We start from the raw sequence: 13,173 nt of genomic DNA on the forward strand, positions 1-13,173 counted from the left end.
CTCCGCCGAAGGGCTATCAGAATGAAACGTTGAGCCGAATGACACCGGGGATGCTGGTGATATCGTCTGGCCCGTTAGCCAGCATGATGAAGTCGAGCGTTACGTTTTCCTTGAATAGCCAGCGAACACCGAGGTTGATCAGATCATCGTCGACATCCTTGTCGAAGTCATCGTCGCCGCCTTCGACGAGCACATATTCAATGTTCGGCTGGAAACGTCCGAAACCGGTCTCATCGAAAGTGTAGGCCGCAGCAAGGCCGAGATTGAAAATCGTGTCGTCTCGCTGATCATCGGCAAATTCGATTTCCGGGCTGACAGTGAACATTACACCCTGAACCAGCGCTGTTGCCGCGGCGCCAATGACTACATTGGTGAAGTCGTCGCCCTCATCAATGTCCAAATGAGCCAGACCAGCGTAGGCTGCGGCATTGATGCGTATGTCACGGTTGCCAGTATTGATACGCGGCAGGCTAAACTTGAACGTTGCCTCGTTCGCCTGAAGCTGGTTATCGTTATCACGGCTGATGGCACTGTTCAGCAATAGCTCTCCGACAGGCAGCCCCAGGCGAACGCCACCGCCCACATCGAGCGCGTTACCCGTAGCGAGGTCCACCATGAAGTCCCGGTTCTCGGCCACGGCACCACGTTCGACAGTAAAGTGCCGGGTTGGCTCGTGGTAACGGGGCGGCTCTGCCGAGAGTACTGCGGAACTGATCAGCATGCCCGCCACTGCGACCGACCCTGCAGCAAGCGTACGTTGGATATTTTCTGTCTTCACGTGATATCTCCTTGAGTGAGCAGCCTGTTCGGCGCCTGAGTTTTTTATTAAGGTTCTGGCAAGAGCGTTCGGCCAGTACTGTAATCGTCAGTGTGCGAGCTTAACAGCTTCGGAAGTTCCGTATATGGCAAGGATAAACAAAGTAACTAGTACGGAGACGCGGGACAGACCTGGTTGCGACCACTTCGCTTGGCCTCGTACAGGCAGTTGTCGGCCTTAAGCAGGGTATCGGCGAGTGATTCTGCATGCTTTCGCAAAGCCACGCCCACGCTCACGGTAAGATGCAGTGTGCTGACGTCGGCGCGCCCCTCGGCCTTATCCGCTGCGAGGTCAGCCTGGCAGGGAATCGCGAGCAGTTCCGTCGCCTTGCGAATACGCTCTGCAATTTGCGGGGCATCCGATGCAGATGCGCCGCGCAGCAGGACCAGAAACTCTTCGCCACCCCATCGACTCGCCGTATCGGTCTGACGCAGGCCATGCTCAAACACGGCGGACACGGATTGCAGCGCGGCGTCGCCGGCACTGTGACCAAAGCGGTCATTCACCCTCTTGAAATGGTCGATATCCACCATCAGAACCGCATAGTCAGTTCTGCTTCTACCAAAATCATATTCTGCCTCGTCCAGCAGGCTCTGCATATGACGCCTATTGGCAAGTCCCGTGAGCACATCGAGCCGTGATGCCGTTTCCATCTCCTTGCCAAGCCTGAGCAACTCGTTCGCAGATGCCTGGCGAGAGCTCTCGATCACAAAGGAGAACAGGGTGGTGAACAGATAACTCAAGAGATAGCGCAGTTTGAAGTCGCTCGAGTAAGGCGAAAGCAAACCAAAGATTTCAGGTTTCAGCATGATAGCAAGCACTGCGAAGTACATGAGGCTACAGTAGAGTACGCCTTTGCGCAGACCCGCCACATAGGTTACGAGTAGCGGATATATATAGCTCCAGAGTGCCGCTGTTCCATCTTCGCCACCCGTGCTGACCAGCATGAGAACGAGAACCGACATGGCGAAGATGGTTATGTTCTCGAACAGCATGCGCTGCTTCAGAAGGTGATACTGCACAAGTGCAAAAACTGTAACTGTTCCGGCACCGACAAGGGCCAGTCCGTAGCCCACCATATCATTCAGAAGAACTTTGATGCCTATCCCAAACAGAATGATGCTCGTCGATGCACTGAAGAGCAGAAGAAATCGCGTGCGTCTGCGATGTTCCTCCTCCTGGACCTTCGCCGCCACGCCTTGAGGTGCCTGTTTTTGTCGCTTACTCATTGTTTCAAGTGAATCATCACGTCTAGGGGACATCCGGCGTCGGCATGGTCGTCAGGCGCAAACCCGTCCTGAGTTTCCTCGAAAACATGTCAATGGCTATGTTCAGCATGGCGGTCACCAATATCAGCAGGAGCGCGACATCGAAACGTATGTTTTCAATTGCGCTATCGATATAGAAGCCTAGCGTATAGATACCGAGGACGCCGAGAATTGCAGTTTCTCGCATGATGATCTCCCACCGATAGAACAGGAAGGCCAGAAATGGCCGATACAGGCGGGGTAGCAACTCGAAGAAGTAGCGATCCGAGCCTGTGCTCGCGCCGGGACTGAGGGTCAGCTCATTGCTTTGCCTGCCGATCAAATGCCCGATAATACAACCATTATGCAAGGCGAGCGCGACAACAGCCGGTAACATCGATGGTCCCCATAGCTGCAACAGCATGTAAGCGAGAATGTACTCCGGGGTCGAGCGACCTATGACCAGCAAAAGGTGGCCCACCGACCGTCGCCTGGGGCCACCGAAATGCCTGGATACCAGGATAAAGCTGAGCAGAGTCAGTACCGCCGTAGCGACTAGCGCTATCTGAGTCAGTATCACCGTATTCCAGAGGCCGGGTAGAATCTGCTCCGTGGCAATCGGTGAGAACCAGGCCCAGAGCGCCTCCGGGCTGGACCAGCTCAGGCCTGACTTGAGTGGAGCAGGTACAATGTCTTCAGTGAAGAAGCGGCCCACGTTGCTCCACACGATCGGGAGCCCTTCCCCCAGAAAGAATGGCGACGCCAGCAGGTAGAGTGGTAACAGCTTCGGACGTAGCCACCAACGCATCGTCGCGATAAGCAAGTAGAACAGCATCAGCATCGCTGCTACTTCAGAATAGTGTCCCTGGACAAAGGCGGACTCGAGATAAAAACCCAGTGTCGGCAGCCCCACGAAGCCGAGAATGGCGCTAGAGCGAAAACCACATTCCAACCTGTACGCGGTGTAGCTCTTGATGTTCGCAAAGGCTTGCGGAATTTTGAGGAACAGGGTCTGAATGAGTCGCGAACGGGCCGGTGGTAGCACGAGCCCCGGCAGCGGATCCGTTTCGTCGCTGATTTCAGCATAAACCTTGGCAAAGACCCCGGCATAGGGTATGGCGATAGCCAACACGCCTGTCAGCGGATGCAGACCAAAGAACTGCAGAAAAATGAGCGCCCAGAACAACTCGTGAATGGCGCGGATAAAGGCGCAGAATCCCCGGACCACAGGTCTGTCGAAGAACAACATGAGCAGATAACCAGCCATACTGCCCAGCGCTACACCAACGAAAGCGAAGCCGACGGTTCTCAGCAGCGCTGTCGTCAGAGTATCGACGGAATCGAGCGAGGGTGACAGAAATCCGCTCGCAAACCTGAGCATTTCTGCCCAGGGATTCTCTGTAGTGATCTCTATGTCGCCCAGGATCAGGCTGACCAGGGCTACGCCTACAAAAATGAGGCTGACGCGGATGGTTGCCGACCGGAGCCCAAATGGCGTCGGTGGTCTCACTTGCCCACATTGGGGCTCAGTCATAGAGAAACTCGAGATCTGCAGGCTTCAGAGCCGCACTCGCTTCATCGAGCGCAATCCGGCCACCGCGCAAGCCGATGATCCGCGTCGAATGCCTCAGGGCAAGGTCGACGTCGTGTAGGGCCACGATGCTGGCCGCAAAATTAGAAATCAGCAGTCCGAGCACGTTATCGGCCTGTGGACCATCCAGCGCCGAACATGGCTCATCAGCCAGCAGAATGTCAGCCTCCTGATACAATGCGCGAGCCACAGCAACACGCTGTTTCTGCCCACCCGAGAGTGAGGCCGCAGTGGTACGCAGAGTGGAGGACATATCGAGCTGATCCAGCAGTCTTTCGACTTCGGCTGCTCTGGCGGCCTGCGGCCAAACGAAATTCCGCAGGTTCTGCAGGCGGCCGTAGCGCGACAACCTGGCCATGTAGACATTGTGGAAAACAGGAAGCTGCGGTACCAGCCCGAGCTCCTGCGGCAGAAAAGCGACCGAATGAACTGCGGCTGCTTCCGGATGCGCCTGCTGTGCAAGGGCGTTAAACGCAAGCTTCAGCATGGTGCTCTTACCCACTCCGCTCTTGCCGACCAGCGCCACATGCTCCCCGCGATCGACAGTCAGCGAAAGCGGGTGCAACACCACGTGCACGCCGTACTTGGCCGTCAGGTCGACCAGTTGGAGCATTGGCGTACCCAAGCTCAGTCGATCAGACCGATTTCTTGCGCGACGTCCAGTATCTGCTGGTAGTCACTGTTTTCAGCCTTGATGAACTTCGTCCGTGGAAATGCGGCGAGCAGATCCGGGTCGTCCATATTCAGAAGCGCCTGCTGCACCTTGGCCTTGAAACCTTTGCCAAAGGTCTTGTCGACGTCACCGCGTATGGTCCACTGATAGTCTGCATAGGTGGGCGTCTCCCAGATCACCTTGACGGCAGAAACATCGATATCGCCCGCTGCCATTTCCGTCTCCCAGACATCGTAACTGACCGCACCCAGTTGATAGGCGCCGGATTCGACGAGCGCGATTGTTCGCGAATGATTGTCGGAAAACCCGACTCGGCTGAAGAACTTCTCAGGCACCTGACCGGTTTTTTCCCTGATATAGAACTCGGGCATCAGGCGGCCGGAAGTGCTGCCTTTGGAACCGAACGTGAAGGTCTTGCCGGCCATGCCCTTTGGAAACTCTTCACTCGGCTCGACGCCTGAGCTCTTGTGGGCAATGAAATAGGTCTTGAACTGGGTATCTTCTTCGCCTTGTGCAATAGCTTCAGAGCCCTCGACCAGACGCCTGGCCTGCACACCCGAGAGTCCGCCAAACCAGGCCAGCTGTACCTGATTGTTACGGAAGGCGGAAACCGTAGCTGCGTAATCCTTTACGGGTACAAAGCGCACATCCACTTCCAGTGTCTTCTCCAGATAATCAGACACTTTTGAAAAGCGCTCCTGCAGACGGGTTTCGTCCTGATCCGGGATCGCGGTGAATACCAGTGTTTCAGCAAAGGCTCCGCCTGCTGTGAGCAGCCCGGCGAACAGCAGTGGTAGAGTCAGACGGAAGAAACGCTGAGTGAGTGGTTTAGAATCTCTGTGCATGAGGTAGCTTCCTGATGATATTGTCATAGTGAATTCACTTGCTGATCGTCATCACGCTGGGTCAACGGCCAGCGGAACAAACAGGGCATGATCCATGAATGTTCTTGTGATTTCACCTGCTGTCGCAGGCTCAAGGGCGGGCAACCGAGCAACAGCTCTCAGATACCGGAAATTCCTGCTCGACGCGGGGCACGACTGTCGAATCGAGCAGGCATTCGAGTCATGTGCCGGATCCGTCGAGTGGCCTGTAGACTGCACTATCGTACTACATGCCATACGTGGCCGATACGCTATCGCTGAAGCCAGACGTCGTGGAATTCCGCTGGTAGTGGTACTGACCGGTACCGACTACTACAAATCCCAATTCACTCAGCCAGCTGAGTTCGAAACGGCGCTCGAGTCGGCCGATGTACTCGTCTGTTTGCACGACCTCGGCTACCGTTCCGTACCCGAACGCTTTCACAGCAAACTCGTCGTCGTCAAACAATCAACGGCCTTCGAGGAAGAAATATCACCTTCGCGTCCAGGAGAGAGCGATAGCGGCCTTACCTCACTGATTGCGTCATCGAGCATGCCGATCGCGGTCATTGGGCATCTGCGCGAGGAGAAGGATCCGTTCAGGGCCGCTCTGGCCGCCAAGCTACTGCCGCCTGAATCCGGTATTCAGATCCTTCACGCCGGCGGAGCTCACAGTAGTCAATGGGCGACAAGAGCCCGGGAAGAAATGTCCCTTACTCCGCGCTACCACTGGCTGGGAGAGCTCAGCCGGGGCGATACGGAACAGCTATTGAGGCAAGCCGCACTCATGATCATCAGCTCGGTCATGGAAGGTGGCGCCAACATCGTATCCGAGGCATGCGCGCTTGGATGCCCTGTTCTTGCCTCGAACATCGATGGCAATATGGGTTTGCTGGGCAGCGACTACCCGGGATTATTTGAAGTCGGAGACGAGCAGGCTCTAATGGTCCAGCTACTTCGCTGCGAGACCGACCCAACCTACCTGACAAGACTCACCACGATCTGCCAAGGCCTTGCTACCGACTTCACTCCGCAGCAGGAAGCCAGCGAGCTGCTGGATAGTGTTGCTCGCGCTTGCTTAGCATCGAAGTAGAATCGGGGCGAGCTGGTCTCCCATCGGTAAGATGTCTCCAATGACAATGGTGGATTCGTAGCCAAGCGCCCGGAGTTCAGCAACACACGCATCCACACGCTCCGCCGGCACACCGGCCAGCAGGCCGCCCGCAGTCTGCGGATCGAATAACAATGGGTACACAGGATGGTCAACTGACTCGGTCTGGTTCGAGATGGCGCGACGCAGCCGCACATTGGCGGGCTGCAGTGAGCTCAATATTCCCATTCTCGAGGTTTCCAGTGCGCCGTCGAGCACTGGGATGCATGCAAGGTCCAGAGCTGCATCCACACCCGAGGCCTTGGTCATCTCGACGAGATGTCCGAGTAGCCCGAAGCCGGTGACATCGGTGCAGGCTGTAGCACCATGCCGGCGCAGGCAGCCAGCCGCAGCCTGACTCGACAGCTGCATCGATTCCAGCGCTGCATCGATCCAGCGGCCCTTTGCTGCCAGCCGTGCATGCGCGGCGAAAAGCGTTCCGGTACCGATCGGCTTGGTCAGAACCAGCTTCTGACCAGGCAAGAGGCCACCTTTCTTCAGCACTTCGGCAGGGTCAATGAGACCGTTGATCGCAAAGCCCAGGGCCAGTTCCTGACCTTCACCCGTATGCCCTCCGACAAGTGCGCAGCCTGCAGCATTCAGCACTTCTACCGCGCCAGACATGAGCTGAAAAAGAAGCGCTTCAACTTTGCTTTCGAGACCCTGCGGAATGGTCGCCACAGCAGTCGCACTCTGGGCTTCTGCGCCCATGGCAAAGATATCACCAAGACTGTGATTCGCCGCGATCTTGCCAAAAATATAGGGGTCGTCGATGAAAGCGCGGAAAAAATCGATACTGTGGACCAGTGCCTTGTCGGCAGGGATGGACAGCACTGCAGCGTCGTCGGGTGCGTGCAGGCCAACCAGCACATCCTCGCGCTCGACTGGCTGGAGCGAACTGATAGCACGGCTCAGCACGCTGGCGCCAACCTTTGCACCACAACCGCCGCATCGCATGGCTACAGCCGAAATGGCCTGAGTGTTTTCTTCACTGGACAACCGGATGTGATGGCCCGGTGAGGCAGCCTTCTCCGGCATTGCCGGCAATTCGCTGAAGCGTGCCATGAAACGTCGGTCGACCCAGTCCTTCCAGCGCCAGACCCAGGCGCCACGTGCAGTGAATCGACCTCTGGTTGCAAAGGCATACTTGTCGCCGGTGCTGATCAACGCCAACCATTTTCGCTGCGGGCGATAGTCGAGCAGCGTGCGGTTTTCCACATAACGACGAAGATTCACAGCGAGCGGCCTACCCTGCCGTACAGCGAAGACGCCTGCTTTTGGGCGCGGATGGTCGATCATGGCAGCAACATCACCAGCGGCGAATATGTTGGGATCACTCACCGTCTGCAGCGTATCCGTGACTTTGATAAACCCTTTTTCATCCAGTTCGAGCCCAGTTTGCCGAAGCCAACTGGCCCCGCCAGCCTCGGTGACCCATAGGGTGGTATCGGCAGGATAGGTGGCACTGTCGTCGCTAGTGGCTACTGTGCGCGCACCAACCTGGCTGACCGCCCTGCCGAGCACCTGACGAATGCCCCGGCTCTCGAGCACCTCCGAGAACTGCCGTCCCACAGAGGATGGAGCCTGGGGCAGCAGCGCATCATCCTTGCCGAACACAGTAATGGCCACCGCCTGCCCAGCCGACGTGCGCACCGAGCCAAGACGATGCTGTAAAGCGAGCGCCAGCTCAACACCACCAGCCCCTGCCCCGACCACGGCAATCTGATAAGGTGAAGTCGTGGATCTATCGGCAGTGATCGTGGCCAAGAGGTGCTGCCAGCGGTCATTGAATTCGTTTATTGGCTTGACGGGCACAGCATATTCGGCGGCACCATCGACAGTACTGACGTCGGGACTGGAGCCCGTATTGATTGACAGCACATCATAGGCCACATCAGGACGATGCCGACACTGAACGGTTTGCGCTGACCGATCGATTCCGGTGACCTCATCCCGGTAGAACCTGGCGCCAGCGAACTCAGCCAGACGGCGAAGATCGATATGCGTCTCGTCATAGCTGTAATGGCCGGCCACGTAGCCGGGCAGCATGCCGGAATATGGGGTATGCGTATCCCTGCAGATCAGGGTGATTCTGACACCGGGAATGGGTTTCATTCCCAACATTTTCAGCACCACGGCATGGCTATGCCCGCCGCCGACGAGCACGATGTCGCGTAGCACGATTTCAGAATTCTTCTTCATTACAGGGTATACTCGATCTATGGATTCATCAGCAGACTATCTGCACTTCTCGCCCCAGGACTGGCGCAAAGTCTGCCGCCACTCAATAACGCTGAGCAGGCAATGCCGAATCAGTGACTTTGCCTATAGTGCGGCCTTTAATGCATTTCTGGCGCTGTTCCCCTTGACGCTCGCTATCCTGACGCTCTACGGCCTATTCATGGATGCAGCCACTGTAGAGCAGCAAGTTACCGCAGTCAGCGAATTTTTGCCTGCCAACATCTCCAGCATGGCTGAAGACCGGCTCCATTCGCTGGCCGAGACGCCGAAACAGAATCTTGGGTGGGGTCTGGCTGTGAGTATCAGCTTCGCATGCGCCGTCACCTATCGCGGGACCGCCACTCTGCTATCCACTCTCTCGGCCGTTCACGCACAGCACCTTGACGATACAAGCGATCCAGGGATCCTGCGAACTATCGTGACATCAGCATGCGCCGTGGTATTCATCCTGCTGTGCCTCGGGATGCTTATTATCATTCCGGCTGTGGTGCAACATCTCCCAGAATTGATCGAGCACCGTAACCTGGTCCGCCTACTCATCTGGTCCGGTCTGTTTGTCATGATCTGCGTTGCGCTCGGCATGCTATACAGATTCAGCCGCACGATGGTGTCTGACCGACCTTCGCTTTTCCATCACTGGCTCAGTCCTGGCGCTGTTGCCGCCTCACTCATCTGGTTGGTAGGCAGCGGACTGTTTTCCTACTATGTCAGCAACTTTGGCCAGTACGACCTTGTTTTCGGTTCCATCTCCGCGGTCGCCGTCTTGATGATCTGGCTATACCTGACCAATTTCATCATCTTTTTCGGCGCGGTTCTGAACACTGCAATAGGTACGAGGGGAAAAAAAGAGGCTGACCAATAAAAAAGCAGCGCATGAAGCGCTGCCTTTTGTCTTGCGAGCCTATCGCTCATTTACGCGGCATTGGTTTCCGCGTTGTCCTCATTGGCTGAGGCATCGTGCTCAAGCACCTTGTCTGACCGCTTAGCTGAACCATTGATCTGGATGCTCCGTGGTTTGGCAGCCTCAGGAACTTCCTTGACCAGACTGATGGTCAGCAAGCCATTCTTCAGGTCGGCGCCACGTACTTCGATATGGTCCGCAAGGTTGAACTTGCGTTCGAATGCACGATTGGCAATACCCTGATGCAGGTACTTGCGTGACTCCTCTTCGCCGCCCTTGCGACCCTTGACAGTGAGCACACCTTTTTCGACCTGGATATCCAGTTCATCCTCACTGAATCCGGCGATGGCCAAGGTGATCGCATAGCGATTCTCATCCGTCACTTCGATGTTGTATGGCGGATAGCCTGCACTGGTCTGATCGCCCCTGAGGGTGGCATCAAGTATGGATGCCATACGGTCGAAACCAATACTGCTGCGGTACAGCGGTGAAAAGTCGATAGTAGTCATAGCATATTCTCCATTGAAGCAATACGATTCAGTCGTGGCCCAAGCGGGCATCAGCCCTTCTGCAACCACTGTTGTGTGTGATTCGATGATCTCAATCAGACTCATCGCTCACACTGTTAAAATGGTGGCAAGGCGGTCAGAATCAATGCACACAAGCATTACTTTTTTGCAAGATTTGCTGAACCGATGGCAGCGATCGCTGTAGATTGGTAGTACATCGGAAGGGGCGCATTCGGCGCTTCAGTGGCCCGGAGAAATGTCATGAGTGAGCCTTCGCTGAAACGACTTTTAAACAGTGTCGAGACGATCATTCTGGTAGGCGCAAGCGAGAAGCAGCACCGCGACAGCTACAAGATCATGGCATTCCTGCTGGAGCGCGGTTACGAGGTCTTCCCGGTAAACCCCCGGCTCGCTGGTGGAGATCTGATGGGGCGACCAGTTTTTGCCTCCATCACGCAGGCTGCTGACCACATTCGGAATCAACTGAATAAATCTGTAGATATGGTCGACGTATTCAGGGATCCAGCTCATCTAGGCGAGGTCGCCAAAGAAGCTATCGCTGCAGGCGTACGTATCCTCTGGGGACAGCTCGGCGTTCAGAATGCCGCCGCCGAAGCAGAGGCCCGCCAAGCCGGGCTGACCGTCGTAACGAACCAATGTCCTAAAATTATACTGAGGTGACATCATGGCCAAACAAGGCAATAAATCGAATGATCACGGTTCATCTATCAAGAACCCGGAGCAGTACGAAGCGCTACGCGATGATGGCATGAGCAAGGAAAAGGCGGCGCGGATTTCGAACTCTCCAACGAAAAAGACCAGCCAGAAAGGTGGCAATCACGCTGCCTATGAGGACTGGACTTATGATGAACTCTACGACAAGGCGCAGGAAGTGGATATCGACGGAAGATCGGACATGACCAAATCCGAGCTGATAGAGGCGCTCCGCAATCACTGACAAGGCCTACAGGGGCCCAAAAATCCCCATCAGTGCGTCACTGTTTCTCCGCAAGGTGCCTTTTATCGATACGCGCTCGCCGGGCGAGTTCGATAAAGGCGCTTTTCCAACAGCAATCAACTTGCCCCTGATGAACAACGAGGAGCGGGCGCTCGTAGGCACCTGCTATAAGACGCAGGGCCAGGCAGCGGCCATTGAGCTCGGGCATGAACTGGTGAGCGGGGCGGTAAAGCAGAGCCGCATCGACCAGTGGATCAAACAGCTCGAGCAGCAGCCTGACACGGTGTTGTATTGCTTTCGGGGCGGGCTCAGGACAAAGATCAGTCTGGAGTGGCTCGCGGATGCCGGCTTTGCAGTCCCTTACGTCGAAGGCGGCTACAAGGCAATGCGACACTTCCTCATCAATACCATCGAAGCCGCAGCTCAGTACCCCTGGCTAGTTGTTGCAGGCAAGACAGGGTCCGGCAAGACTGAACTACTGAAGGCTGCCAGAGCGGAGCCCAGCGACATCGCGACGGTCGATCTCGAGCATCTTGCCAACCACCGCGGCTCTGCCTTTGGCGGCGAAGTCACGCCGCAGCCAAGCCAGATCAACTTCGAGAATGCTCTGGCTATCGAGCTACTGCGCTTGGAAGCCTGTTCGGTGCGACGGGTCCTGGTGGAAGATGAAGGTCGCCTCATAGGGCGGGCTTTCGTACCGCTCGCAGTGCAGGATGTGATTCGCCGATCACCAATAGTCGAACTGGTGCGTCCTTTCGAGCAACGTGCTCAGGCAATCGCGGAGGATTATGTATTGCGCAGGGAGCGAGAGCTCGTTGAATTGTCGGGGAATGGCGCCCCGTCGGTGGACATATTGCAGCAGGTCGAAGATCGGTTGCTCGAGCAACTTGGGAGTATCAAGCGGCGGCTGGGCGGTGAACGCCTGGCAACGCTCAAGCAACAGCTCACGGCAGCTTTCGATCGCTATCGTGTAAACAGAGATCTTACTGAGCATTACAGCTGGATCGAGCCTTTACTACTGGAGTATTACGACCCTATGTATGAGCACCAGGCCAGCCGTTCAGATCGCGAGCTCCTGTTCAGAGGTACGCAAACCGAAATCCTGCAGTGGTTAAATGAGCGCACGGACCAACCCGACCGTTAACACGCCAGCAGCGAGCGCGACGAGTTGTCCTCGCTGCAGTAACATGGCAAGCAGGCAAACGGCTGCACCTGTGCGGATCGCCCAGTCACCCGACAGCATCGCCGGCGCCACGAGCGCTACCAGTACGCTGCCAGACAGTGCCTTGAGAAAGCGCTGCACCCTGGGCCCCATGGGCACGATTGACATCAGGATTACGCCACCTACACGTGTACATAGTGTTGCAAGCGTCATGACAGCCAGAAAACCGGCAAGCTCAAACTGGGTCATGCGCATCCTTATCAGCTTGTGATTCAGGAGCCTCGGCGGTGGCCTTCTCCAGGCTCTCCTGCTCACTCGGCACGACGAGCGCCACCACACCCCCAGCCAGAGCGCCGGCAAGCACATACCAGTGGCCGCCGATGAAGTACTGCCATGAGACAGCTACTACAGCGGCAACGCACCAGGGCAGCAAATCACTACGCCCGCTCCACTGCTTGAAAAGCAAAATCAGAAAAAACAGTGGCATGACGGCATCGAGGCCAAAGCTATAGGCAGTGTCCTGCGAGGTCTTGATCCACAGCCCCCCGATTGTACCTGCTTGCCAAGCGATCCAAAGTGCCAAACCGCCGCCGATTATGATCCCCACTTGCCGGACGGGGCTTCGCTGTAGCATCGCGAAGGCCCAGTTCGCGTCAGTGATGAGGAACATTGCCAGGAGCCGTTTCCGCAGGGGCTGACGCGACAGAGCCGGGTATAGCGAAGCGCCCATCAGGATATGTCGTGCATTGACAGCGAAGACCACGAGCGCCAGTGGAATCCACGGCACGGGCGAATGCCATAGCTCGAGCGCAGCGAACTGCGAAGCACCAGCAAAGACAAGCATGCTCATAGCCACGATGGTGAGATCCTCGAGACCAGCCTGTTGCGCCGCGACACTGAAAGCCAGACCGAAAGGCAGGACCATCACAGCAACAGGTAAAAGCAAGACGAAGCCCTGCTGGATATGTTCACGCAATTCACTCAAAGCGTCTTCTCTCCTATGAGGCGCAACAGAGCTTGCGCCTTGATATTGCCAATAGTTTCATGCTCAATTATCGCGA

Annotated in this window: 14 protein-coding genes; 5 read left to right on the forward strand and 9 right to left on the reverse strand. The window is 56.3% G+C overall.

Features of this window, described 5'->3' with window-relative positions; genetic code table 11:
- Nucleotides 1-16 precede the first annotated feature (16 nt).
- From ACH3PB_RS14505 to ACH3PB_RS14525, 5 genes are all read right to left on the reverse strand, one after another.
- Nucleotides 17-778 (reverse strand): hypothetical protein, encoded by a 762-nt coding sequence (locus tag ACH3PB_RS14505; protein WP_416396014.1) that lies wholly within the window; start codon nt 776-778, stop codon nt 17-19.
- Nucleotides 779-924: 146 nt separating this feature from the next.
- On the reverse strand, nt 925-2,046 hold the full coding sequence (locus tag ACH3PB_RS14510) for a diguanylate cyclase (protein ID WP_416396016.1): 1,122 nt from the start codon (nt 2,044-2,046) through the stop codon (nt 925-927).
- A 22-nt stretch (nt 2,047-2,068) separates the two neighbouring features.
- Nucleotides 2,069-3,598 (reverse strand): PhnE/PtxC family ABC transporter permease, encoded by a 1,530-nt coding sequence (locus ACH3PB_RS14515; protein ID WP_416396018.1) that lies wholly within the window; start codon nt 3,596-3,598, stop codon nt 2,069-2,071.
- Nucleotides 3,591-4,268, reverse strand: coding sequence for an ATP-binding cassette domain-containing protein (locus ACH3PB_RS14520; protein ID WP_416396020.1), 678 nt, complete (start codon nt 4,266-4,268; stop codon nt 3,591-3,593). The genes ACH3PB_RS14515 and ACH3PB_RS14520 overlap by 8 nt, the downstream gene beginning before the upstream one ends.
- Before the next feature lie 14 nt (nt 4,269-4,282).
- Entirely contained in the window at nt 4,283-5,173 is an 891-nt protein-coding gene (locus tag ACH3PB_RS14525) for a putative selenate ABC transporter substrate-binding protein (protein ID WP_416396021.1), read from the reverse strand.
- A gap of 94 nt (nt 5,174-5,267) precedes the next feature.
- Between ACH3PB_RS14525 and senB the strand changes: the two genes are divergently transcribed.
- Entirely contained in the window at nt 5,268-6,284 is a 1,017-nt protein-coding gene (gene senB / locus ACH3PB_RS14530) for a selenoneine biosynthesis selenosugar synthase SenB (RefSeq protein WP_416396023.1), read from the forward strand.
- Here senB and selD read toward each other — a convergent pair.
- Nucleotides 6,270-8,543, reverse strand: a complete 2,274-nt coding sequence (gene selD, locus ACH3PB_RS14535; RefSeq protein WP_416396025.1) for a selenide, water dikinase SelD — start codon at nt 8,541-8,543, stop codon at nt 6,270-6,272. The two genes, senB and selD, sit on opposite strands and share 15 nt — an antisense overlap.
- A gap of 19 nt (nt 8,544-8,562) precedes the next feature.
- Here selD and ACH3PB_RS14540 point away from each other — a divergent pair, with 19 nt between their 5' ends.
- Nucleotides 8,563-9,444, forward strand: a complete 882-nt coding sequence (locus ACH3PB_RS14540) for a YihY/virulence factor BrkB family protein (RefSeq protein ID WP_416396026.1) — start codon at nt 8,563-8,565, stop codon at nt 9,442-9,444.
- 50 nt (nt 9,445-9,494) lie between these two features.
- Here ACH3PB_RS14540 and ACH3PB_RS14545 read toward each other — a convergent pair whose 3' ends face one another.
- On the reverse strand, nt 9,495-9,992 hold the full coding sequence (locus ACH3PB_RS14545; RefSeq protein WP_416396028.1) for an Hsp20 family protein: 498 nt from the start codon (nt 9,990-9,992) through the stop codon (nt 9,495-9,497).
- 261 nt (nt 9,993-10,253) lie between these two features.
- On the opposite strand from ACH3PB_RS14545, the gene ACH3PB_RS14550 reads away from it, so the two are divergent.
- From ACH3PB_RS14550 to mnmH, 3 genes are read left to right on the forward strand one after another with little or no spacing between them, the layout of a single operon-like run.
- Nucleotides 10,254-10,673 carry a CoA-binding protein gene (locus ACH3PB_RS14550; protein WP_416396030.1) on the forward strand — a complete coding sequence of 140 codons (420 nt, stop codon included), beginning with the start codon at nt 10,254-10,256 and terminating at the stop codon, nt 10,671-10,673.
- Between the two features lie 4 nt (nt 10,674-10,677).
- Nucleotides 10,678-10,950: a Rho termination factor N-terminal domain-containing protein gene (locus ACH3PB_RS14555; RefSeq protein WP_416396032.1), complete on the forward strand. Its 273-nt coding sequence runs from the start codon at nt 10,678-10,680 to the stop codon at nt 10,948-10,950.
- A 55-nt stretch (nt 10,951-11,005) separates the two neighbouring features.
- Nucleotides 11,006-12,094 carry a tRNA 2-selenouridine(34) synthase MnmH gene (mnmH, locus tag ACH3PB_RS14560; protein ID WP_416396034.1) on the forward strand — a complete coding sequence of 363 codons (1,089 nt, stop codon included), beginning with the start codon at nt 11,006-11,008 and terminating at the stop codon, nt 12,092-12,094.
- Here mnmH and ACH3PB_RS14565 read toward each other — a convergent pair.
- Complete coding sequence (locus ACH3PB_RS14565; RefSeq protein WP_416396036.1) at nt 12,062-12,361, reverse strand: AzlD family protein; 300 nt, start codon at nt 12,359-12,361, stop codon at nt 12,062-12,064. The genes mnmH and ACH3PB_RS14565 overlap by 33 nt on opposite strands.
- Nucleotides 12,348-13,097 carry an AzlC family ABC transporter permease gene (locus ACH3PB_RS14570; RefSeq protein ID WP_416396038.1) on the reverse strand — a complete coding sequence of 250 codons (750 nt, stop codon included), beginning with the start codon at nt 13,095-13,097 and terminating at the stop codon, nt 12,348-12,350. The genes ACH3PB_RS14565 and ACH3PB_RS14570 overlap by 14 nt, the downstream gene beginning before the upstream one ends.
- Nucleotides 13,098-13,173 lie beyond the last annotated feature (76 nt).

It is taken from the genome of Allohahella sp. A8 (assembly GCF_047946665.1).
Classification (GTDB): domain Bacteria; phylum Pseudomonadota; class Gammaproteobacteria; order Pseudomonadales; family Oleiphilaceae; genus Allohahella.